Source organism: Nocardia rhizosphaerae, assembly GCF_042650365.1.
Classification (GTDB): Bacteria; Actinomycetota; Actinomycetes; order Mycobacteriales; family Mycobacteriaceae; genus Nocardia; species Nocardia rhizosphaerae.
This window is the reverse complement of the sequence record NZ_JBHSBA010000015.1, coordinates 572,177-595,101: the sequence shown is the minus strand read 5'-3', so window position 1 is coordinate 595,101 and position 22,925 is coordinate 572,177. Positions and strand designations below refer to the sequence as shown.

The window sequence follows — 22,925 nt, the reverse complement described above, 5'->3', positions numbered from 1 at the left end:
GCGACAATGTGTGTCGTCCCCCGCACCCGCACGAAGGAATGCCGCGCGCCCCGATGACCGAGAACACGATCGATCCGGCCGAGTTGGCGACCTGTTTGCGGGTACTGGAGCAGGCGGGGCAACTCGAGAAAGACCACCCCGATTCGATCGCCGTGCAGCGCGCCGTCGGGCACATGTTCAAGAAGCTCAAGCAGCGCCGCCGGGTGGAGGCGAGGGAGCAGGTCGCCGCCGCCGATCGCGCGGTCATCGCGGCCACCGCCACCGGGTCGCCGCAGCGGATCGACGACGAGACCGCGGGCATCCCGATCAGCTCGGCCAGTACCGGAGCCAGCGCGGGCACCCTGCTGCGCGCGCGGCCCTGCTACATCTGCAAGCAGCGCTACACCCAGGTCGACGCGTTCTATCACCAGCTGTGCCCGGACTGCGCGGCCGCCAGTCACGCCAAGCGCGATGCCACCACCGATCTCACGGGCAAGCGCGCCCTGCTCACCGGCGGCCGCGCCAAGATCGGCATGTACATCGCGCTGCGGCTGCTGCGCGACGGCGCGCACACCACCATCACCACGCGCTTCCCCAACGACGCGATCCGCCGCTTCGCCGCGATGGAGGACAGCGCCGACTGGCTGCACCGGCTGCGCATCGTCGGCATCGATCTGCGCGATCCGGCCCAGGTGGTCGCGCTCGCCGACGATGTGGCTGCCCACGGCCCGCTCGACATCCTGATCAACAACGCCGCCCAGACCGTGCGCCGTTCGGCGGGCGCCTACAGCGCGCTGGTCGACGCGGAGAGCGCGCCGCTGCCTGCGGGCGCGCTGCCGGAGATGGTCACCTTCGGCAAGACCATGCAGGCCCATCCCACCGCGCTGACCGCCTCGCTCACTCCGTCGTTGTCGGCGGCCGAGGTCGCCGAGCTGGCGCTCGTAGCCGGGTCGGCCACCCCGGAGCGGATCGCGGCGGGAGTGGCGATCGACGCGGGCGGGCTCGTCCCCGATCTCGCGCACACCAACAGCTGGGTGCAGACGGTGGCCGAGGTCGATGCCACCGAACTACTCGAGGTGCAGCTGTGCAATTCGGTGGCGCCGTTCATCCTGGTGTCACGGTTGCGGCCGGCGCTGGCGGCCGCGGCGGGGCGGCGCAAGTACGTGGTGAACGTCTCGGCGATGGAGGGCCAGTTCGGTCGCGGCTACAAGGGGCCGGGCCATCCGCACACGAACATGGCCAAGGCGGCGCTGAACATGCTCACCCGCACCAGCGCGCTGGAGATGTTCGAAACCGACTCGATCCTGATGACCGCGGTGGACACCGGCTGGATCACCGACGAGCGCCCGCACTACACGAAGGTGCGGCTGGCCGAGGAGGGTTTCCACGCGCCGCTGGATCTGGTCGACGGCGCCGCCAGGGTGTACGACCCGATCGTGCAGGGCGAGAACGGCGTCGACCTGTACGGCTGCTTCCTCAAGGACTACCGGCCCTCCCCCTGGTGAGACGCCGGCGTTGCCGAACCGGAATGTCGAGCACGATCGAAGTTCGCTGATCCGGTCCCTATCCTGGAGTTGTGCCGTTCCCGGTGTTGGCCGATCTGATCGCCGTCACCCACGTCGCGTTCATCGCGTACGTGGTCGCCGGTGGCTTTCTGGCGTGGCGGTGGCCACGGACCATCGGTCTGCATCTGCTTGCGGTGGCGTGGGGGTTCGGCACGATCCTGATCGGGTTCGACTGCCCGCTGACCTACGCCGAGAACTGGGCGCGGATCCGCGGTGGGGTGGCCCCGCTGCCCGAGGCCGGGTTCATCGACCACTATCTGACCGGCGTGCTCTACCCGGACAGCGCGCTGGGCGCCGTGCAGCTGCTCGCCGCGGCCACGGTGCTCGTGTCGTGGGCCGGTTATCTGCGGCTGTCGCACCGGCAGCGCCGGCTCAGCTCAGGTGCCGCGTGATCTCCTCGGCTACGGCCGTCGGCTGTTCGTCCAGGTAGAAGTGTCCGCCGGGGTAGGTCCGGAGGTGGAACGGCCCGGTGGTGACGGCCTGCCACTGCTCGGCCTGGGCGGGTCCGAGGTGCCCGGCCAGGTCGCGGTAGGCGGCGGCCGAGCCACCACCCGGCGGGAAACACACGAGCCGCACGCGGGCGGCACGCTCGGCGCGCAGCACCCGAACCCACTCCGTCGCAGCGGTATTCACGCCGACATCACACTCCTCACCGTGGATCTTCGCGGATAGGCTGAGCGACATGACCACCCCGCGCCAGCTCGTACACGCCTACGAGTCCGGACTGGGGTTCCCGCCGTCGGCATCGGCCGACGAGCCCGATCCCGGTGCCCGGCTGGCTGCCACGCTACCGGTGTGGGCGCTGGCCGCCGGATCGGTGGCCACGGTGGCCCGCGCCGCGAACCGGTTCCGCGTCGCCGCCGGGCTGCCGACCGCACCGGTCCGGCTCGACCCGGCACGCATCGCCGCCGCGTTCGGCAGCGAACGGCTGTTCCTGCGCGACGGACACGCGCCCGACATCTTCGCCGAGCTGTCCGGCTTCTTCCGCACCGCCGACGGCTGGATCCGCACCCACGCCAACTATCCGCACCATCGCGACCGCCTGGCTGCCGCTGTCGGCCTGCCCGTCGACGCGAGCGCCGCAGCGGCGGCGGCGCTCTTCGCACGCTTGACGGCGGCCGAGGTCGAGGAGCTCGCCGCCGGTCATGACGCCATCGCGGTCCGGGTGCGCACCGAGCAGGAGTGGACATCGAGCGCGCCCGGCCGCGCCGCCGCCGTCGGTCCGCTGGTCGCCATCGACCCGCCGGCCGCGGTGTTCGAGACGACCGCCGCCGAAGCCGTGCGCCCGCTCGCCCGACCCGTGGGCGCGGGGTCCACCGTCGACGGTGCATCCGGCGGCGGTGATCAGCAGGGCTTCGCCGTCGACAGCGGGCAGGGACCGGTGCCGGACACCGCGTCGCGCGGCACGCCGTCTCATCCGCGGTGGCACACCAGCGGGCGTGCGAACGGCATCCGGCACTCGGCACGGCAGCCGCTCACCACCGAACGACCGCTGCTCGGGATTCGCGTCCTCGATCTCACCAGGGTCCTCGCCGGCCCGGTCGCCACCCGCACCCTCGCCCTGCTCGGCGCCGACGTGCTGCGCGTCGATCCGCCGTGGCTGTCCGAGATCGACTGGCAGTTCCGTGACACCTGCCAGGGCAAACGGTCCACGCTGCTCGACCTGCGCACCGATCCAGCGGTCTTCGCCGCCCTGCTCGCCGAGGCCGACGTACTGGTCACCGGATATCGGCCGGGCGCGCTGGCCGCGGCGGGAGTCGACACCGCAGACCACCCCGGCCTGATCCACGCCAGGGTCTCGGCCTGGGGCGAGACCGGACCGTGGGGTGCTCGGCGCGGTTTCGACAGCATCGTGCAGGCCGCCTCCGGTATCGCCCTGATCGAAGGCACCACCGACCGGCCCGGCGCACTGCCTGCCCAGGCGCTCGACCACGGCTCCGGCTACCTGCTCGCCGCGGGCGTCATCGACGCCCTGCGCCTGGGCGCCGAGGACGGCCGCGGTCGAGAGGTCCGGGTAGCGCTGGCCCGCACCGCGTCCTGGCTGCTCGCCGCGGGCGCCCGCACCCCGAACCACCCGAGCGCCACGGCACCGGATCCAGCTGTCACCGTCCGCCACGGCGACACCCGCACCGCCGCACCGGCTTTCCCCGATCATCCCGACTACCCGCACCCCGCGCCTGCCTACGGTTCGGCCGTGCCGGACTGGCCGGACCACTGATCGCGTCCTGAGTTCGCGACGCCGCACCGGCCGGGTCGAACCGCCATGTCTCGCGTCACGAGCCGAGCCACAGACATCCGTCCGTCCCGGCCGAGCCGCTCCGTCACGGTCTGCCGATCTCCATCGCCGGGGTGCGGGCCGGATCAGCCTTGGCACCCGCGACCGCGTCCGTTCCGTGCGGATCCCACCGCTGCGCGAACTTCGCGATCGGTCCGGGTGCCCACCAGTTGGCGCGCCCGGCCAGGCGCATGAACGCCGGGACGAGGACGGCGCGGATCACGGTGGCGTCGACCGCGATGGCCACGGCTATGCCGAGGCCGAGCATCTGCAGGTACATCACCTGACCGGTGGCGTAGAGCGAGAACGACACGGCCAGGATCAGCGCGGCGGCGGTCACCACCGGCGCACCGCGCTGCAGGCCCTCCAGCACCGCGCGACGATTGTCGCCGGTCGCGCGGTAGCGCTCGATGATCCGGGACAGCAGGAACACCTCGTAGTCCATCGACAGCCCGTAGGCCACGCAGAACAGCAGGATCGGGAACGCGGGATCGAGCGTGCCGATCGGGGTGAAGCCGAGCACCTCGGCGAAGGCACCGTTCTGGAACACGAACACCAGGACCCCGAACATCACCGCGAGGCCGAGCAGGTTCAGCACGATCGCCTTCACCGCCAGCAGGACGCTACCCGACATCAACAGCAGCACCGCGAAGGTCACCGCGGCGATCAACAGCACGACGAGCGGAATACGCTCGGTGAGCACCGCCCGGAAGTCGGCGAGTTCGGCGGGATACCCACCGACGAGCACCTCGTCGAACGGCGCGGGCACCGCGCGCAGCGCACCGACGAACGCGGGCACCTCGGTGCCGGCCAGGACCTCCCGCTCCGGCACGGCCTCCAGCCGCAGTCCGGTGTCGCCGCGGAGCCGTTCCGGCCGTGGCGCGTCCCTGGTCCACTGTCCGTCGACGTACACGCCCGCGGTCGAATTCACCTGGGCGACACCGTCGATCGCCGACAGCGCGGCCGCGTAGCGACCCACCTCCGCAACCGGCACCGCACCACCGTCCGGCGCGACGAACTGGATGGCGTCGTTGGGCTCGGTGGGCAGATTCGCCCGCAACTCGTCGTAGGCCTGTCTGGTCGACGCGGTCGGCGGCAGCACCCGATCGTCGGGCAGGCCGATCCGCAGACCCGCGGCCGGTGCCGCGAGCAGGCCGACCAGCACCAGCCCGGCCAGCCCGAGTGCGACGGGACGGCGCATCACCAGTCCGCCGAAGCGGTACCAGAAGCCGGATTCGGCGGGCCGAGCCGGACGCGCGCGCCGCGGCAGCGCCCGGTGACCGAGTACCGCGAGCACGGCGGGCAACAGCACCAGCGCCCCGATCGAGGCCATCACCACCACCAGCACCCCGGCATAGGCGAACGACCGCAGGAACGAGTACGGGAACACCAGCAGCACCGCCAGCGCGGCGGCCACGGTGCCCGCGCTGAACAGCACCGTGCGGCCCGCCGACCGCACCGCGGTGACCACCGCGTCGGGCACCTCGGCACCGTGCCCGAGCTCCTCCCGGAAGCGGGCGATGACGAACAGGCAGTAGTCGACGCCGAGACCGATACCCATGACGAGGGTGATGTTCGCGGCGAACGTGGACACCTCGGTGAACTGGGCCAGCAGTCGCAGCGCGGCCAGCGTCGCGAACACCGCGAACAGCCCGACGGCCAGGGTGCTCACCGCGAGCCGGAACCGCCGGAACAGCCCGAGCAGCAACAGCACGAGCAGCGGGATGATGATGATCTCGGCACGCAGAAAGTCCTGGGCCGCCCTGCTGCTGATCTGGCTGGAGGCGGCCTCCGCCCCCGCCACCTGGACCGTGACCAGGTCGTCGGCGCGGGTGAAGCCGGGCAGCAGCCGTTCGCCGATCTCGGCGCGCGCGGCAGTGGCGTCGCCTGCGACATTGGCCAGCACCACCGCCTGGCGACCGTCGGTGCTGCGCATGGTCGGATCGGCGTCCTCGGTCCAGTAGGACCAGGCGTCGGTGATGGCGCGGTCCGCGCGCAACTCCTCGGTGAGCGCGGTTCCGGCCGCGGCGACGGCGGTGTCGTCGACCGTGCCGTGTTCGGCGGTGATCAGCAGGATGAGATTGGCATTGCCGGTGTGGAAGTCGCGCTGCAGCACCTCCTGGGCGCGTACCGATTCCGTACCCGGCGCCTCCCACCGGTTGAGGATCAGCTCGCCCATCGCCCCCGATCCGACGACGGCGAGCACGAGGGTGAGTAACAGGCCGAGGAGCAGGACCGGCTTGGGCCGGTGCGCTAGAAGGGTGCCGAGCCGGTGCAGTACGGGCATGGGAACTCCGATGTGTCTGCTAACGTCGAAAACGCGAGCGATGTCTCGCAAATTCGAAAATACGAGCAACCTCTCGTATTTGTCAACGACGACGCCGGAGGACCAGTGGCCGAGGCCGGAGCAGTGCGGCGCCAGGAGCGCGGCAGACAACGGATGGCGCAGATCCTCGACGCGGCGCTGGAGCTGTTCGGCGAGCTCGGCTACGCGGCGACCTCGACCAATGCCATCGCCGCCAGAGCGGGCATCTCGCCCGGCTCGCTGTACCAGTTCTTCGGCAACAAATCCGCGATCGCCGAGGCCTTGTCGGCCCGCCTGGTCGACCAGTTCCGCGCCGCGCATTCCTCGGCCTTCAGCATCGACGACGCGGCCGGCCTGCCGGTCGACGAGCTGGTCGACCGGATCCTCGACCCGCTCATCGCGTTCAATCTCGACAACCCGGGCGCCAAGGCCCTCTTCGGCAGCCCCGAGATGCCCGCCGACCTCGCCGCGGGCACCAAGCCACTCCAGGAGGCCGTGCTCGGCCGGGTCGAGGCCGTGCTCGCCGCCCGCCTTCCCGACGACCACCCACCCGCCGACCTCCGCCGCAGCGCGGCGGTCGCGGTGCAGATCGTGCGCGGCATGACCCCGGCGATCGTCACCGTCGACGAGCCGGAACGGACCGCGCTGATCAGCGAGACCAAGCGCGCGGTCCGCGGCTATCTCACCGAAATCGGTGCGGGCTGAGCGTTATTCGCCCACGATCGCCCTGACAGCCTCGGCCATCTGATCGCCGTCGGCCGCCGCCTTTCCCGGATCGAGCAGCCACAGCACACCCAGTCCCTGCGCGAGCACGAAGTACAGCCTGCCGATGGCCTCGGCCTGCGCGGCGTCGAGGTCGGGATGCGCGGCGCGCACGTTCGCCGCGAGATCGGCCCACGCGGCACCGAGCTGATCGCCCAGCTGGGCTCGCGCCTCGTCCGAACGCACGATCCGCACGATGTTCTCCAGGCTGGCCAGCATGGCTTCGTGATTGGCCGCGAAGACGGCGGGCATGGCGTTCCACAACCGGATGAATCCAGCCAGCGGTGACCCACCGGCGCCGTCAGCGATGAGGTCGTCCATCGCATCGCCGATCGCGGTGCCGAGCGCCTCGCTCAGCGCCTCGGTGACCAGGCGTTCCTTCGAGCCGAAGTGATAGCCGATGGCGGCCAGGCTCACCCCAGCCGCGGCGGCGATATCACGGGCGGTCGCCTTGGCCACACCGCGCTCCATGATGACCTTGCGCGCCCCCGCCAACAGATCTTCCCGATTTCCCATGTCCCGAGCGTAGCCCGAACGTCTAAGACGTTTGTACTAGACATTCGTGCGAATGTGGATTAGACATACGTCTTAGACATTCGTTCTTCACGATGGGAAACCTCATGAGCACCTCCAGCTCCCCGCACGTCCTGGTCGCCGGCGGCGGGATCGCGGGAAATGCGGTCGCACTACAGCTGCTGCGCAACGGGATTCGCACGACGGTGGTCGAGCGCGCCACCGCGCCGAGGCCGGGCGGGCAGGCGGTCGACCTGCGCGGCCCGAGCAAGGCGGCTGCCGAGCGGATGGACCTGCTCGACGCGATCGCGCAGTACCAGCTCGACGAGCGCGGCATGTCCTATGTGGACGGCGACGGCGCGATCTACGCCCGGATGGCGATGGCGGATTTCGACGGCCGCGGGGCGGTCGCCGACATCGAGATCACCCGCGGCGATCTGAACCAGGTCCTGCTCGACGCGGTGGCCGCCGCCGACGCCGGGCATCTCGACTACCGCTACGGCGACCGGATCGAGCGGATCGACCAGGACGGCACCGGTGTCGAGGTCACCTTCACCGCCGGCCCCAACGCACGGTTCGACCTGGTGATCGGCGCCGACGGCGTGCACTCCGCTACCCGAGCCCTCGCGTTCGGCCCGGAAAGCGAGTTCGCCACCCCGCTCGGCGGCTACGGCGCCTTCTTCACGATGCCGAGCCCCGCCGATATCGAACCCGGCTGGTTCGCCATGCGGATGGTTCCCGGCGCGATGATGGGCATCCGGCCCGACCGGAACCCGGCCACCAGCAAGGCCATCCTCACCGTGCGGGCCGCCCCAGACCCGGCCCTGCGCCGCGACCCCGACGCGCAGCGGGCACTGATCCGCACCGCATTCGCCGACGCGGGCTGGCACGCGCCCGCGGTACTGGCGGCGATGGAATCAACCACCGACTTCTATTTCGACGAGCTGATCCGGGTCGACGTGCCCGCGCTGTCGCGGGGCCGGGTCACGCTGATCGGTGACGCCTGCTCCTGCGGCTCACCCCTGAGCGGGATGGGCACGGCGACCGCGCTGGTCGGCGCGTACCTGCTCGCCGCCGAGATCGCCGCGACCCCCGGCGATCTCGGCGGCGCGCAGCAGCGCTACCAGGATGCCATCATGCCGTTCCTCGCCACGACCAAGGACATTCCGGGTGGCAGTGTGGCGATGATGCTGCCGAACACCCGGCTGATGACGGCACTGGCGAGACTGAACGTGCGGATCATGATGTCGCGCCCGATGCGGCCACTCACCAAGCGGATCTACTTCGGCCACACCGATGACTTCGCCCTGCCGGAGTGCTGATTCCCCGCTACAGCGGAATGAGGTGGTGTTTGCGCGGCCCCTGCTCGACGCGCTTGTCCCGCAGCAGCTGCAAAGCCTTGCGGATCTCTAGCCGAGTCCGCGACGGCTCGATCACCGCGTCGATATAGCCGCGCTCGGCCGCGGTCCACGGCGTGGCGACGGCGGTGTTGTAGTAGTCGACCATCTGCTGCCGCACGGTGTCGCGCTGGTCCGCAGGCACCGCGGCGAGCTGTCTGCGCTGGGTGAGCCCGATCGCGGCCTCGGCACCCATCACCGCGATCCGCGCGGTCGGCCAGGCCAGGTTGATGTCACCGCCGAGCTGCTTACAGCCCATCACCGCGTACCCACCGCCGTAGGCCTTGCGCACCACCACGGTCACGATCGGCACCGTAGCCTCCACCACCGCGTAGAAGAAGCGCCCACCCCGTTTGATGACGCCGATCTTCTCCTCCTCCACACCAGGCAGCACACCGGGCGTGTCGACGACGAACACCAGCGGCAGCCCGAACGCGTCGCACAACCGGATGAAATGCGCGGCCTTGTCCGAACACCTGGCGTCGATCGCGCCGCTGAACACCAGCGGCTGATTGGCGATCACGCCGACGCTACGTCCGTCCACCCTGGCGAATCCGGTGATCAGATTGCGCGCCGCCGACTCCCCGACCTCATGGAGTTCGCCGTCGTCGAAGATCCGCAGCAGCACGTCGTACATGTCGTACCCGGCGCGGTCGGAGTCGGGGATCAGGCTGTCGAGTTCGCGGTCGGAGTCGGTGCGGTCGGGTTCGAGGCCGGGGTTACGCACCGGAGGCTGGTCGAAGCAGTTCGACGGCATGAAGCTCAGGTAGTTCCTGGCCCAGTCGAACGCGGCACGCTCGTCGGGTGCGACATGGTGGATGGTGCCGTTGTTCGCCTGGTTGTACGCGCCGCCGAGTTCCTCCAGGGTCACCTCCTCCCCGGTGGTCTCGCGGATGATCTCGGGCCCGGTGACGAACATGTAGGCGTTCTCGGTCGCGATCAGCACGTCGGTGTTGATCGGCGCGTACACCGCGCCCGCCGCGCATTTGCCCAGCATGATCGACACCTGCGGCACGACACCGGAGAGCCTGAGCTGGCGTCGGCTCATCGCGGCGTACCAGGCGAGCGAGGTGACCGCGTCCTGTACGCGGGCGCCGCCGGAGTCGTTGATCGCCACGAACGGGCAGCCGATCTCCGCGGCCAGGTCCATGGCCTTGGCGACCTTGCGGCCGAACATCTCCCCCACCGAGCCACCGAAAACGGTCTGGTCGTGCGCGATGACCACCACGGGCCGTCCGTCGACCGCGCCGTGCCCGGTGACGACGCCGTCCCCGTAGAGGCTGTCGGACACGCCGGGCTGGCGCACCAGCGCCCCGATCTCGACGAAACTGCCGGGGTCGAGCAGCATCCCGATGCGCTCGCGCGGGCTGGGAATGCCCTTGGCGGCGCGTTTGGCGACACCGACGTCGCCCGCCGGTTCCTGTGCTGCGGCCAGATTCTTGCGCAACTGCGCCAATTTCGCGGCGGTCGACCCCGTCAAGATGCACCTACCTTCGCCAAGTGTTGAGCTACCGGTCTGCAAATCTCTCTGCGAGAGTAATCGACCGGGCGCCACCGACCGCGCCACGGTCAGCGACACGACGCGAATCCGGCCCGGTTACCCTCGAGCTGTGCCGCAGCCGATGATCCTCGACGTCGATACCGGAATCGATGACTCGCTGGCGCTGCTGTACCTGCTGGCCTCACCCGAGGCGCAGATCCTCGGGATCGCGGCGACCGCGGGCAATGTCGGCACCGCGCAGGTGGCCGCCAACACCCTGGCCATGCTGGATCTGGGTGGCGCAGGCGAGATCGAGGTCGCGGCAGGCGCGGACGGACCGCTGGCGATTCCGCTGCGCACCACCGAGGACACCCACGGCCCGCAGGGGCTCGGGTACGCCGAGCTGCCGGTCTCGGCGCGTGCGCTGTCGGGTCGGTCCGCGGCCAGGATGTGGGCCGAGCTGGCCAGGGCGCATCCGGGTGCGATCGGCCTGTGCACCGGGCCGCTCACCAATCTCGCGCTGGCCCTGCGGCTGGAACCGGAACTGCCCCGGCTGCTCGGCAGGCTGGTGATCATGGGCGGTGCGTTCCAGCATCCGGGCAACACCACGCCGACCAACGAATGGAACATCCACGTCGATCCGGAGGCCGCCAAGGAGGTCTTCGACGCGTTCTCGGCGGCGCCGCCGCAGCGCAGGCCGCTGGTGTGCGCGCTCGACATCACCGAGACCATCGAGATGCGGCCCGCGCATCTGGCCCGGCTGGCCGAGGCCGCGGGCAGCGCGCCGGTCGAACTGCCCGCCGCCGGCCAGGGCGCCGCATGGCGTTCGGCGGCGAGCAATCCGGTGCTCCGCTATCTGGTCGACGCGGTGCGCTTCTACTTCGACTTCCACCACGGCTACGACCTCGGCTATCTCGCCCACATGCACGATCCCTTCGCGGCGGCCGTCGCGCTCGACCCTGCGCTGGTCACCACGAGGCCCGCGACCGTCGATGTCGAACTGGCAGGCACCATCACCAGGGCGACCACGGTCGCCGACTGGGCGGGTATGTGGGGCAGGCAGCCCAATGCCGACATCGCCGTCGGCACCGATCCCGCCGTGTTCTTCGACCGACTGATCACCCGCGTCGGCGCCTACGCGCGCCGCCTGTACCCGGAGCCGCCCGCATGACCGTCGACACCGTCGCCTATCTCGCCGACTTCCGGCGGCGCCTCGCGCTGCCCGCGATCGTCGATGTGCACACCCATTTCATGCCCGATCAGGTGATGCGCAAGGTATGGGCGTACTTCGATCAGGCCGGTCCGCTCACCGGCCGGCCGTGGCCGATCACCTATCGCGATGACGAGCAGGTACGGCTGAAGACCTTGCGCGACTTCGGTGTTCGCGCGTTCACGTCGCTGGTGTACCCGCACAAGCCGCAGATGGCGGCCTGGCTCAACGAGTGGACCGCCGATTTCGCCGCCCGCACCCCGGACTGCCTGCACACCGCGACCTTCTACCCGGAGCCGACCGCCCCCGACTACGTGCGGGCCGCGATCGCCAACGGCGCGCGCGTGTTCAAGGTGCATATCCAGGTCGGTGCCTTCTCGCCCCTGGATCCACTGCTCGACCCGGTCTGGGCGATCCTCGCCGAAACCGGTGTCCCCGTGCTGATCCACTGCGGATCCGGGCCCGCCCCCGGCGAATTCACCGGACCCGAGCCCATCGCCGAACTCCTGCGGCGGTTTCCTGGACTGCGCCTGATCATCGCGCACATGGGCACCCCCGAATACACCGAATTCCTCGATCTGGCCGAGCAATACCCGCTGCTACGGCTGGACACCACGATGGTGTGGACCGACTTCAGCGAATCGGGTGCCCCGTTCCCGCCCGCGGAACGGGATCGGTTGCGCCGCTTCGGTGATCGCATCCTCTTCGGTAGCGATTTCCCGAATATCCCGTACTCCTACGCCGAGGCCGTCCAGGCGCTCGAACGGCTCGACCTCGGGCCGGACTGGCTGCGTCAGGTGTGCCACGACAACGCCGTCGCCCTGTTCGACCTGCGCTGACCCCGCTGCGAGCTCAGGACTCGAGCAGCCTGGAGGCATACACCGCCAGCCGTACCCGATTGTCGGTGCCGGTCTTGTCCAGGAGATTCGCGATATGCCCTTTCACCGTGCTCACACCCAGGTGCAACCGGTCGGCGATCGCCTGATTGCCCTCGCCCTGTACGAGGAGCCGTAGGACATCGAGTTCTCTCGCGGTGAGGTCGGGTGCGGCGACCGGCGGTGCGGGCACGGTGAGCGCACGGTCGACCACGCGGCGCAGCAGCGCGGGCGAGAACAGCAGGTCGCCCTCGACGGTGCGCCGGATGGCGTCGAGCAGGACCTCGGGGTCGGTGTCCTTGACGAAATAGCCGGCGGCGCCTGCCGCGAGCGCGGGGAACAGGTGCTCGTCGTCGTCGAAAGTGGTGAGCACCAGCACTTTCGCGCGGGCGGAGTGGGCCAGGATCTGCCGGGTCGCGGCGACACCGTCGAGGCCGGGCATCCGCAGGTCCATGACGACGAGGTCGGGGCTGAGCTCGGCGAATCTGCGGACCGCCGCGACCCCGTCGGCGGCCTCGCCGACCACGGTCAGATCGTCGGTGTCGTCGATGAGCATCCGCAGACCCGCACGGACCAGCCGCTGGTCGTCTGCCAGCAAGACCGTGATCACGACGCCGCCACCTCGCTCGCGACCGCGGGGAGCCAGGCGCGCACCACCCACTGCCCGTCCTGCGGGCCGATGGTCACAGTGCCGCCTGCCAGCGCGACGCGTTCCCGCATTCCGACCACGCCGTGCCCCGGCCCCGCGGCACCGGCCGGTCCGCCGCTGCGCACTTCGAGGGTGATGCCGTCGTCGGATGCGCCGACCCGCACGCGCACCGCCACCGCGCGATCCGCGTGTTTCATGACGTTGGTCAGCGATTCCTGGACCACCCGCACCAGGGTGAGCCTGCTCATCGCGTCGAGCGGAACCGGCAGCGGGTCGATCTCGGTGGTCACGGTGAACCCGGCCGCCCTTGCCCGGTTCACCGCGGCCGCGATCTCGGTGTCCACCGCTTCGGCTTCGACCAGGGCGACGGAGCCGAGTGCGGGGTCGCGCAGTGCCGCGAGGAAGCGGCGGATGTCGGCGAGTGCCGCGGCGGCGGTACCGCGGACGTCGTCGAGCACCGCGATCACCCGCGGGTCGGCGTCGCGGATCACCCGCCCGGCCACCGAGACCCGCAGGATGATCGAGGCCATGTGGTGGGCGACCACATCGTGCAGCTCGCGGGCCACGGCCGCGCGTTCGTCGATCCTGGTGCGTGCCTCGGCTTCGGCCGCGCGCAGGCGCAGATTCTCCGCGAGGTCACGCTGCCCGCGCAGGTACAGCCCGAGTAGCAGCGGGAGCCCGACATAGGCCATCGCCTCGACGACGGTGGATGCCCGCCCGACGGAGGTGTCGTGCGCCGAAGTCTGCCCGAGCGCCACCGCGGCCGCCCACCCGGCCGTCGCCACCCACACCGTCGCGCGCCCCCTGGTTCGCGCGACGACGTCGACCAGCGCCACCGCACCCAGATAGGGCACCAGCCCGGAGACGCCCCATGCCGGGGTACGCAGCATCGGCACCGCCAGCGCCGAGACCACCAGCGACACCGCCAGCGGCCACCGCGCCCCGGCGCCGAACACCACCGCCGCGGCTATCGCGAGCACCCAGTAGTGCGGCGGGACACGGTACAGCCCGGGATAAGTGCTCGCCAGCAGCAGCACCGGCGTCACGACGAGTGGAAGCCAGCGCAGCAGTGGCCGGAGGCGGGTGGCGCCGATGTCGATCACCCGTCCACGGTATGCGACCTCTCGTGCGCGCCCGGTGATCACCGCACGGGACGGCAAGCGAAGACCTGGAGGCAGGCTGCGCTAGCACAGCAACCGGGTGCCGGCAACCGTCCGACGGCCGGAATCCGGGCCGTGGTCGCCGACCTCGCGGCCGGGCCGCGCCTGCCGCGGTCCGGCAAGGCTGGAGGTTCCCCAGACGCAAGGAGCGCATAGTGGTTTCGCGGCGAGGTTTTCTCCTCGGTTCGGTCCTGGTCCCGACGGCCTTCGCGGTCGGCTGCGCGGGCGGGACCTCGACGCCGACATCCGGTCCGGGGCCTGCCACCCGGCCGCTGCCGATCCCCCCGCTGCTGCCGTCGGCGGTCGGCACCGACGGCGTCCGCCGGTTCACCCTCGACGCGCGGGCCGGCAGCACCGAGATGGTGCCCGGCCGGTCCACCCCCACCTGGGGCTACTCGGGGTCGGTTCTCGGTCCGACCATCCGGGCACGCCGCGGCGAGCAGGTCGAGTTCACCATCACCAACACGCTGCCGGAGGCGACCTCGGTGCACTGGCACGGTATGCACCTGCCCGCCGCGAGTGACGGCGGACCGCATCAGATGATCGCGCCCGGCGCGGTGTGGCGCCCGTCCTGGACGATCGGGCAGCAGGCCGCCACGCTCTGGTATCACCCGCATCCGCACGGTGCCACCGAGAAGCACGTCCAGCGCGGGCTCGCCGGGTTCTTCCTGATCGACGACGACGCGGCCGACGCGCTCGGGCTGCCCGACGACTACGGGGTGGACGACATTCCCCTCGTGCTGCAGGACCGCCGGTTCACCCCCGCCGGGGAGATCGACGAATCCGATCCCACCGATATCGGGTTGCTCGGCGACACCATCGTCACCAACGGCATCGCGGGTGCGCATCTCGCGGTGGGAACGGAGCGGGTCAGGCTGCGGGTGCTCAACGGGTCGCCGGGGCGGCTCTACAACCTCGCGTTCGCCGACGACCGCGCGTTCGCGCTGATCGCGACGGACGGTGGCCTGCTCCCCGAGCCCGTCGAACTGCGGCGACTCCAGCTCAGCCCGGGTGAACGCGCCGAGCTGGTGGTCACGCTGCGGCCCGGCGAGACCGCCGTGCTGCGCTCGCTGCCGATCACCGACCGGGCCGGCATCGACCGTGCGGCCGAGTTCGGCTTCGACGACACCTTCGACCTGCTCGAGCTGCGCGCCGCGGCAGATCTGCGCTCCTCCCCCGCACTACCGACGTCGCTGATTCCGCTGGCACCGCTCGTCCCCGCGCACACCCCACCGACCAGGACCTTCGACCTGCAGTGGTTCATGATCAACAACCAGCGCATGGACATGAACCGCATCGACCTCACCGTGCCCGTCGACACCATCGAGGTGTGGCAGGTCCGCAACCACGACAACTGGCCGCACAACTTCCACATCCACGATGTGCAGTTCCAGATCCTCACCGTCGACGGCGCCCCGCCACCGCCCGCCCTGGCCGGCTGGAAGGACACCGTCTACACCAGCTCCGGGGTCACCTACACCCTCGCCATGCGTTTCGCCGACCACACCGACCCCACGTTCCCGTACATGTACCACTGCCATCTGCTCCATCACGAGGACCAGGGCATGATGGGTCAGTTCTTGGTTCTCGCGCCCGGTATGAGCGCGACACCGCGCGCGATGGCGATGGCGGGGATGGACCACGGGTGAGCGGGGCCCGTCACCCCGGCACCGCGCCGCGGGCCCGCACATGGATGCGTTCGCCGTGCGCGCCGAACAGGCTCAGGATCTCGGCGGCGTGGCCGTCGGCGGCGCCGAACCAGTGCGGAATCCGGCAGTCGAACTCCGCCACCTCGCCTGCTCCCATCACGAACTCACGCTCGCCCAGCCGCACCCCCAGCCTGCCGCGCAGGACGAACAGCCAGGCGTAGCCGTCGTGGGAGCGGGGAGCGGGCTCGCCATCGGTGGCGGGCATGATCATTTTGTAGGCGCGCGGCCCACCCTGCTGCCGGGACAGCGGGATCACTGTCGGGCCCTCCGCTCTGCGCGGCTGCGGCGGCACGCCGGCCTCGAGCAGGCGTGGTGCGGCGACGATCTCGTCGAGCCGGACCCCGAGCGCGACCGTGACCGGCAGGACCAGTTCGAGACTCGGCTTGCGCTGCCCCGATTCCAGCCGCGACAAGGTGCTTGTCGACAGGCCGGTGAGCCGGGACAGCTCGGCCAGGCTGCGGCCGCGCCGCTCGCGGGCGCGGCGCAACCGGGGCGCGATCTGTTCGATCACCGCGCTGATACTGGGCTGATGCTGCATGGGACCAGTTCACCAACCCGTCCCCGTTTCGGCAACGTTCTTTGCTGAAACAGCACGCGGTCGCCGACGCTCGTCGCGGAGGTGATCCGAATGACCGAAACAACGGATACTGCGACGAGATCGACACCGGCGCCGAGCCGGGGTGGCAGGTTGCCCGCCGGGGTGTATCTGCTCGGCTTCAGCCTGTTCGCCATGGGCACAGCGGAATTCCTGCTCGCGGGCGTGCTCCCGGAGGTGGCCGCCGACCTCGGTGTCCCGCTGTCGGCGGCGGGTCTGCTCATCACCGCGTTCGCGCTCGGCGTGGTGTTCGGTGGGCCACCGCTGGCGGTGCTGAGCCTGCGCTGGCCACGGCGCACCGCGCTGCTCGGCACCCAGACGGTGTTCGCGGCGAGTATCGCGGTCGGGCTGTTCGGCGGTTACGAGGTGCTCCTGATCTCCCGGGTGGTCTCGGGTGTCGCCTACGCGGGGTTCTTCGCGGTCGCGACCGTCACCGCCGTCGGCATGGTGACGCCGGACCGTACGGCGCGCGCCTCCGCGGTGGTGGTGAGCGGACTGAGCGTCGCGATGGTGGCGGGAGGTCCGGCGGGCACGCTGCTCAGCCACTTCACCGGCTGGCGCGGCGGATTCTGGGTGGTGGTGCTGCTGACGCTGGCCGGCATCGCCGGATGCCTGCTCGGAATCCCCGCGGCGGCAGCGGATTCCGGCGGGGCAGCGAAGCCGGATGTGCGCGGCGAGCTCCGGACGATGCGCACCCCGAAACTGTGGGGCATCTACGCGATCACGATCCTGACGACCGCGGGGTACATGATCACCTTCAACTACCTGGCGGCCATGCTCGCCGACATCACCGGCCTGGCCGGGGTATGGATCCCGGCCGTGCTCGCCCTGTTCGGCATCGGCGCGTTCGCCGGACTCTGGATGGGTGGGCGAATCGCCGACCGGCGACCGCATCTCGCACTCGGTGCGGGCGCGAGCGCGATCGCGTTGCTGTCGCTGGTACTCGCCGTGACGATGACGTCGGCCTGGGTGGTGCCCGTCGTGTTCCTGCTCGGGATCGCGGCGTTCGTGCTCAATCCCGCGCTCTACAGCCGGGTGTTCGCCATCGCGGGCGCGGCACCGACACTGGCGGGAGCGACCACCGTGTCGGCGTTCCAGCTCGGCATCAGTGGCACGCCGGTGCTCGCCGCACTCCCGCTCGCCGCCGGGGCGGCACTGACCTCGGTCTGCGTGATCGGCGCCGGGCTGGCGATCGTCGCACTGCCGATCATTCGCGCCGACCGGAGCAGGCCGGCGCGGTGACCCGCCGTCCCGGATGCCACCGCGAGTTCGGGACGTTCGCGGCGACCGTCACGCCCTGCTGCTGAGGTAGTTCACCAGGTTGTCGACGAGCTCGCGGGTGCCTTCCTCGCGCTGTGCGCCGGTGTCGTGGCCGTCGAGGTGGGCGCCGAATTCGACGAGGGTGAGCTTGGTGCCGGCGGCGGTCGGCTCGAATTCCCAGGTGGCGACCGAGGTGGAGATGTGGGCACCGTTGAGCCACATGTCGTAGGTGTAGACGATGCGCTCGTCGTCGACGATATCGGTGTAGGTGGCGAGGAATCGGGAGGTCACGGTGCCCTGGAAGGTGCCCTCGTTGACCTCGGTGCCACCGACCCGGAAGTCGACGGCGACCTCGCCCTGCTCCCAGCCTTCCTCGCCGCCGAACCATTCGGCCTTGATCGCCGGGTCGGCGAACGCCTGGAACGCGACGGCGGGGGCAACGGGTACCTCGCGCTCGATGGTGAACTGGGCGTGCTTGATGGAACGGGTCGTGGTGTCGGTCATTGCTGTTCTCCCTCGGTGTTTTTCGCGGTTCTTTCGAGTAGTGCCGTGAGCCGGTCGACCTGCCGCTCGGCGTGCGGGCGCTGCCGGCTCAGCCAGGCGATCGCGGGCCCGAAGGCCCCCGCCGCCAGCTGATAGGTGCGCACGCGCCCGAGCTTGGCCGAGCTGACGATCTGCCCCGCCTCCAGGGCTTTCAGATGCTGGACGATCGTGGGCAATGCCACGCCGAACGGCTCGGCGAGATCCGACACCGAAGCCGGACCCCTGGCCAATCGCTCGACGATCGCCCGCCGGGTCGGGTCGGCCAGTGCGCGGAACACCGCGTCCAACCCACCCTCCTCGACTTCGCGTGAATACTTAGGCACATACCTAAGTATTCACGCCGACCCCGGATAACGCAACCCCCGAGAGGACGATGAGGTCGCGGCGCCAGTCGTCGATGCCGTCCCGTCGACGTCAACGGCCGACCCGCACTCGTCACAACCGGGCGGCGATCTCCTTCGCCGTCTTCTTGGCCGATCCCGGGTTCTGCCCGGTCACGAGGTTGCCGTCGACCACGGCGTAGGGGACGAACGGCAGCGTGGCCTTCTCGTATCGCGCGCCACGCTTCTTCATCTCGGCTTCGACGTTGTAGGGCACGAGCTTGTGGACCCTGGCCAGGACCTCCTCCTGCCACGCGAACCCGGTGAGCTTGCGTCCGGCGACCAGGTAGGAGCCGTCGGACAGCTTCGTGTTGAGCAGGCCGCAGTAGCCGTGGCAGACCGAGGAAACGATGCCACCGCGTTCGAAGATCTCGCGGGTGAAACCCTGCAGCGGACCGCCCTGCGCCGCTACCGGCGCTGGCTGCACGGCCGCACCGGATGAGACGCGATACCCTCCTCCGGCCTGTCTAGATTTCGTCCGGCCGCGCAGGAGTGAGGCCGGAGGGCGTGGCGCCGGGGCGTTTGAGGCCCGACTTCATGGTCAGGCCCTTGGCCGCGACCGTCGGCTTGAACTCCGACGCGGCCGCAGGCGTCTGGGCCGGTGCCGCTGCCGTGGCTGGGACGTCCGCCCCGGGTGCCTTCGCACCCGGTGCCTTGGCGCCGCCCTTCATGCCGAGACCACCACCGGGCGCCTTCGCGGCACCCTTCATCCCCAAACCGCCACCGGTCGGAGCCGCCTTCGCCGCAGCCGGAGCCGCCTGCGCCACAGGCGCCGACTCAGGCTCCGGTTCGGGTTCGGGTGCGGGTTCAGCCTTGGGTTCCTGCACCACCAGCAGATTCGCCGACAACTCCGCCGCATCGACCCGGGAGATCGAGTCCAGCATCAACTGCGCGACATCGACGACCTCGACACCCTCGCCCTGACCCTGCTCCTGACGGGCGGTCACCCCATCGGTGAGCATCACCCGGCAGAACGGGCAACCGGTCGCGATCTTGGTCGGATTCGTCGAGAGCGCCTCGTCGACACGATCGACGTTGATGCGCTTACCGAGCTGCTCTTCCATCCACATCCGGGCGCCACCGGCACCACAGCACATCGACCGTTCGCCGTGGCGCGGCATCTCGACCAACGTCGACCCGGAGGCTTCCATCAGCTCACGCGGCGCGTTGTAGATCTTGTTGTGCCGACCCAGATAGCACGGATCGTGGTAGGTGATGTTCTGCGACACCGACGCCACCGGCACCAGCTTCTTCTGCCGCACCAAACGGTTCAGCAACTGCGTGTGGTGCACCACCTCGTAAGTGCCACCGACCTGCGGGTACTCGTTGTTGAGCGCGTTGAAGCAATGCGCACAGGTCACCACGATCTTCTTGCGCGACTGCTCCACACCCTCGAACACCGAGTTGATCACCTCGATGTTCTGCATCGCCAACTGCTGGAACAAGAACTCGTTACCCGCACGCCGCGCCGAGTCACCGGTGCAGGTCTCCTCCGCACCCAACACCATGAACTTGGTGCCCGCGGTAGCCAGCAGCTCGGCCACAGCCTTGGTGGTCTTCTTGGCACGGTCCTCATACGCACCGGCACAACCGACCCAGAACAGGTACTCGTAGCCGTCGAAACTGTCGGCGTCCCTACCGAACACCGGAATGTCGAAATCGACCTCGGAGATCCAGTTCAAACGGTCCTTGGAGTTCTGACCCCACGGATTGCCCTTGTTCTCCAGGTTCTTGAACAACCCGGCCAGCTCGGACGGGAACTCCGACTCGATCAACACCTGATAGCGGCGCATATCGATGATGTGGTCCACATGCTCGATATCGACCGGACACTGCTCCACACACGCACCACAACTCGTGCACGACCACAGCACCTCGGGATCGATCACACCGTTGACATCTTCACCACCGACCAGCGGACGCTCCGCCTCAGCCCGCGCGGCCTCGGAGATCTCGGTTCCACCGGCGAGCAGATACGGCGCTTTCGCATAGGTATGGTCACGCAGCGACATGATCAACAGCTTGGGCGACAACGGTTTTCCGGTGTTCCAGGCCGGGCACTGGGACTGGCAGCGACCGCACTCGGTGCAGGTGGTGAAATCCAGCAGGCCCTTCCAGGAGAAGTCCTCCACCCTGCCCGCACCGAGAGTGTCGGTATCGGGGTCGACATTCTCCAGATCGAGGATCTTGCCGCCCGACATCATCGGTTTGGCCGCGCCGAGGGCCACGCCACCGTCGGCCGCACGCTTGAAGTAGATGTTCACGAACGCCGACAGCCGGTGCCAGGCCACACCCCAGGTGAGCCGCTTCCCGAGCAGGTACAGGAACGCCGCTCCCGCGAGCATCTTCACGAACGCGAAGACCGAGATCAGCAGCGGACTCGCCGGCAGAACCCTCGCGACCTGCATGGTCACCAGATCGCTGGACAGGTGCCCACCGCCGTAGGTGGCGATCTTGGCCGCCTTGACCAGCACATCACCGATTCCGTGGACGAGCACGATGCCCTCGATCAGGTACGCCGCCAGAAAATTCGACCCGCCGAACCGGGACAACCGCTCGGGCCGCCGTGGATGGTTGCGCTGCCGGATGACGATCAGCGTCACGATTCCGAGCACCGTGCCGAGCCCGAGTACCTCCTCGGCCAGGTGATACCCGAAAGTGTCACCGATCAGCGGCCAGGAGAACCCCGGATCGAAGGTCTGCCCATAGGATTCGAAGTAGAACACCATCCCGAGCAGGAACCCGGCCATCACCAGCCAGTGCGCCCAGCCGACGGTACGGAACTTGTTCATCCTGGTGTGCGCCACCACCTCGACCGCCACGGTCCGCAACCGGGGCAGTACCGGACGCCACCGCGGCAGGTCCGGCTGCCCCGCCCGTAGCACCCGGATCATCCGGGTCACTCCGACCAGTAGCGTGCCCCAGCAGAACGCGGTGATGGCGATGCCGATGATCCCCAGTGCGATTGTCGCGGTACTCACAGTCCACTCCCCGTCCCCAGAAGCACGGGCCAGCAACAACACTCACGTTGTTACTGGCCGGTAACTTAATCTGGGAACGAACGTAGCACGCGAAGGGCGGGCTACGGAAGGGTTGCGCTCACACCGACCACCAACCCGCGAACGCGGCTCAGGCGTCGAAGGCGTCGAGGATCTGTTCGGCGGCGAGGGCCGGGGTGAGAGTGCCCGCGCGCACGGCCGACTCCACCTGGGCGCGTACGGATTTCACGTTCGGATTGTCGGTGAGGCGGCGCAGGATCTGGTCGTGCACCATCGTCCAGGTCCAGTCGACCTGCTGACGGCGCCGCTTCTCGGCGAACTCCCCCGCCTCGGTGAGCACCCGGCGGTGCTCGAGGACGGTGTCCCAGAACTTGTCGAGGCCGACACCCTCGAGGCCACTCATGGTGAGCACCGGTGGCCGCCAGAGCGCGTCGTGCGGGTGGATCAGGCGCAACGCGCCGGACAGTTCCCTGGCCGCCGCCTTGGCCTCGATCTCGTGCTTGCCATCGGCTTTGTTCACCGCGACCAGCTCGGCCAGTTCCAGCACACCCTTCTTGATCCCCTGCAGCTGGTCACCGGTGCGGGCCAGCGTCAAGAAGCAGAACACGTCGACCATACCGGCGACGGTCACCTCGGACTGGCCGACACCGACGGTCTCCACCAGGATCACGTCGTAGCCCGCCGCCTCCAGCAGCACGATGGTCTCGCGGGTGGCCTTGGCGACACCGCCGAGCGTGCCCGCGGTCGGTGACGGCCTGATGAACGCGTCGGCTTCCAGCGACAGCCGGGCCATGCGGGTCTTGTCGCCGAGGATGGACCCGCCGGTGCGGGTGGAGGACGGGTCGACGGCCAGCACCGCCACCCGATGCCCCTTACCGAGCAGGTACATCCCGAGCGCGTCGATGAAGGTCGACTTGCCGACCCCCGGCACACCGGTGATACCCACCCGGTTCGACACCACCGCACCGGGTTCGGGCCCGAGCCGCAGCAGCAGGCGCTGGGCGAGCTCGCGATGATCGGCCCTGGTCGACTCCACCAGGGTGATGGCGCGGGCCAGCGCCGCACGCTGTCCGGCGCGGATGTCGTCGGCGAGCGTGTCGACGTCGATGGTCCGCACCGCACGCGCGACAGGCCGCCCGTCGTTGCGCGGCGCTCCGGTGCCCGCGGTGGTGCCGAGCCGGGGATGCGCCGCGGCATCCCCGGTTCCCCTGGCCGCGGTACTCATGCGGTTCCCTCTCGGCGTGCTCGGGCGCTCGCCGAGGTGCCGCG

Annotated in this window: 20 protein-coding genes and 1 pseudogene; 9 read left to right on the top strand and 12 right to left on the bottom strand. The window is 69.7% G+C overall.

What is annotated here, in order from left to right:
• The first annotated feature begins 53 nt into the window (after positions 1-53).
• On the top strand, positions 54-1,484 hold the full coding sequence (locus ACFOW8_RS24910) for an SDR family NAD(P)-dependent oxidoreductase (RefSeq protein WP_378553899.1): 1,431 nt from the start codon (positions 54-56) through the stop codon (positions 1,482-1,484).
• Positions 1,485-1,555: 71 nt separating this feature from the next.
• Positions 1,556-1,936, top strand: a complete 381-nt coding sequence (locus tag ACFOW8_RS24905; RefSeq protein ID WP_378553898.1) for a DUF2784 domain-containing protein — start codon at positions 1,556-1,558, stop codon at positions 1,934-1,936.
• Here ACFOW8_RS24905 and ACFOW8_RS24900 read toward each other — a convergent pair.
• Positions 1,917-2,177 (bottom strand): hypothetical protein, encoded by a 261-nt coding sequence (locus ACFOW8_RS24900; protein WP_378553897.1) that lies wholly within the window; start codon positions 2,175-2,177, stop codon positions 1,917-1,919. The two genes, ACFOW8_RS24905 and ACFOW8_RS24900, sit on opposite strands and share 20 nt — an antisense overlap.
• Before the next feature lie 49 nt (positions 2,178-2,226).
• Between ACFOW8_RS24900 and ACFOW8_RS24895 the strand changes: the two genes are divergently transcribed.
• A complete protein-coding gene (locus ACFOW8_RS24895) occupies positions 2,227-3,762 on the top strand; it encodes a CoA transferase (protein WP_378553896.1) in 1,536 nt (511 codons plus the stop codon).
• Positions 3,763-3,865: 103 nt separating this feature from the next.
• On the opposite strand, the gene ACFOW8_RS24890 is transcribed toward ACFOW8_RS24895, so the two are convergent.
• Positions 3,866-6,106 (bottom strand): MMPL family transporter, encoded by a 2,241-nt coding sequence (locus ACFOW8_RS24890; RefSeq protein WP_378553895.1) that lies wholly within the window; start codon positions 6,104-6,106, stop codon positions 3,866-3,868.
• 105 nt (positions 6,107-6,211) lie between these two features.
• On the opposite strand from ACFOW8_RS24890, the gene ACFOW8_RS24885 reads away from it, so the two are divergent.
• Entirely contained in the window at positions 6,212-6,829 is a 618-nt protein-coding gene (locus tag ACFOW8_RS24885; protein WP_378553894.1) for a TetR/AcrR family transcriptional regulator, read from the top strand.
• A gap of 3 nt (positions 6,830-6,832) precedes the next feature.
• Here ACFOW8_RS24885 and ACFOW8_RS24880 read toward each other — a convergent pair whose 3' ends face one another.
• Positions 6,833-7,402, bottom strand: a complete 570-nt coding sequence (locus tag ACFOW8_RS24880; protein ID WP_378553893.1) for a TetR family transcriptional regulator — start codon at positions 7,400-7,402, stop codon at positions 6,833-6,835.
• 104 nt (positions 7,403-7,506) lie between these two features.
• On the opposite strand from ACFOW8_RS24880, the gene ACFOW8_RS24875 reads away from it, so the two are divergent.
• Complete coding sequence (locus ACFOW8_RS24875) at positions 7,507-8,721, top strand: FAD-dependent monooxygenase (RefSeq protein WP_378553892.1); 1,215 nt, start codon at positions 7,507-7,509, stop codon at positions 8,719-8,721.
• Between the two features lie 7 nt (positions 8,722-8,728).
• Here ACFOW8_RS24875 and ACFOW8_RS24870 read toward each other — a convergent pair whose 3' ends face one another.
• A complete protein-coding gene (locus tag ACFOW8_RS24870; RefSeq protein ID WP_378553891.1) occupies positions 8,729-10,276 on the bottom strand; it encodes an acyl-CoA carboxylase subunit beta in 1,548 nt (515 codons plus the stop codon).
• A gap of 142 nt (positions 10,277-10,418) precedes the next feature.
• Between ACFOW8_RS24870 and ACFOW8_RS24865 the strand changes: the two genes are divergently transcribed.
• Positions 10,419-11,447, top strand: coding sequence for a nucleoside hydrolase (locus tag ACFOW8_RS24865; protein ID WP_378554669.1), 1,029 nt, complete (start codon positions 10,419-10,421; stop codon positions 11,445-11,447).
• Positions 11,444-12,325, top strand: a complete 882-nt coding sequence (locus tag ACFOW8_RS24860) for an amidohydrolase family protein (RefSeq protein ID WP_378553890.1) — start codon at positions 11,444-11,446, stop codon at positions 12,323-12,325. Before ACFOW8_RS24865 ends, ACFOW8_RS24860 begins: the two co-directional genes overlap by 4 nt.
• A gap of 13 nt (positions 12,326-12,338) precedes the next feature.
• Here ACFOW8_RS24860 and ACFOW8_RS24855 read toward each other — a convergent pair whose 3' ends face one another.
• Together ACFOW8_RS24855 and ACFOW8_RS24850 are read right to left on the bottom strand one after the other, a co-directional pair.
• The gene (locus ACFOW8_RS24855; protein WP_378553888.1) at positions 12,339-12,971 is read right to left on the bottom strand and encodes a response regulator; all 633 of its coding nucleotides are present in this window, start codon (positions 12,969-12,971) and stop codon (positions 12,339-12,341) included.
• Positions 12,968-14,113, bottom strand: coding sequence for a sensor histidine kinase (locus ACFOW8_RS24850; RefSeq protein WP_378553887.1), 1,146 nt, complete (start codon positions 14,111-14,113; stop codon positions 12,968-12,970). The genes ACFOW8_RS24855 and ACFOW8_RS24850 overlap by 4 nt, the downstream gene beginning before the upstream one ends.
• 212 nt (positions 14,114-14,325) lie before the next feature.
• Here ACFOW8_RS24850 and ACFOW8_RS24845 point away from each other — a divergent pair, with 212 nt between their 5' ends.
• Positions 14,326-15,819 carry a multicopper oxidase family protein gene (locus ACFOW8_RS24845; RefSeq protein WP_378553886.1) on the top strand — a complete coding sequence of 498 codons (1,494 nt, stop codon included), beginning with the start codon at positions 14,326-14,328 and terminating at the stop codon, positions 15,817-15,819.
• Between the two features lie 10 nt (positions 15,820-15,829).
• Here ACFOW8_RS24845 and ACFOW8_RS24840 read toward each other — a convergent pair whose 3' ends face one another.
• Complete coding sequence (locus ACFOW8_RS24840) at positions 15,830-16,417, bottom strand: helix-turn-helix domain-containing protein (protein ID WP_378553885.1); 588 nt, start codon at positions 16,415-16,417, stop codon at positions 15,830-15,832.
• Between the two features lie 90 nt (positions 16,418-16,507).
• Between ACFOW8_RS24840 and ACFOW8_RS24835 the strand changes: the two genes are divergently transcribed.
• Entirely contained in the window at positions 16,508-17,716 is a 1,209-nt protein-coding gene (locus ACFOW8_RS24835; protein ID WP_378553884.1) for an MFS transporter, read from the top strand.
• 48 nt (positions 17,717-17,764) lie between these two features.
• Here the strand turns inward: ACFOW8_RS24835 and ACFOW8_RS24830 are convergent, their stop codons facing one another.
• The 5 genes and pseudogenes from ACFOW8_RS24830 to meaB all read right to left on the bottom strand — a co-directional run bounded on the left by ACFOW8_RS24830 (position 17,765) and on the right by meaB (position 22,881).
• The gene (locus ACFOW8_RS24830; RefSeq protein ID WP_378553883.1) at positions 17,765-18,238 is read right to left on the bottom strand and encodes an SRPBCC domain-containing protein; all 474 of its coding nucleotides are present in this window, start codon (positions 18,236-18,238) and stop codon (positions 17,765-17,767) included.
• Complete coding sequence (locus ACFOW8_RS24825; RefSeq protein WP_378554667.1) at positions 18,235-18,555, bottom strand: ArsR/SmtB family transcription factor; 321 nt, start codon at positions 18,553-18,555, stop codon at positions 18,235-18,237. Before ACFOW8_RS24825 ends, ACFOW8_RS24830 begins: the two co-directional genes overlap by 4 nt.
• Before the next feature lie 157 nt (positions 18,556-18,712).
• Positions 18,713-19,048, bottom strand: a pseudogene (locus tag ACFOW8_RS24820) (type 1 glutamine amidotransferase domain-containing protein); the annotation flags it as partial.
• A 76-nt stretch (positions 19,049-19,124) separates the two neighbouring features.
• Positions 19,125-21,638: a (Fe-S)-binding protein gene (locus tag ACFOW8_RS24815; RefSeq protein ID WP_378553882.1), complete on the bottom strand. Its 2,514-nt coding sequence runs from the start codon at positions 21,636-21,638 to the stop codon at positions 19,125-19,127.
• A gap of 148 nt (positions 21,639-21,786) precedes the next feature.
• Positions 21,787-22,881: a methylmalonyl Co-A mutase-associated GTPase MeaB gene (gene meaB, locus ACFOW8_RS24810; protein WP_378553881.1), complete on the bottom strand. Its 1,095-nt coding sequence runs from the start codon at positions 22,879-22,881 to the stop codon at positions 21,787-21,789.
• Between the last annotated feature and the right edge of the window lie 44 nt (positions 22,882-22,925).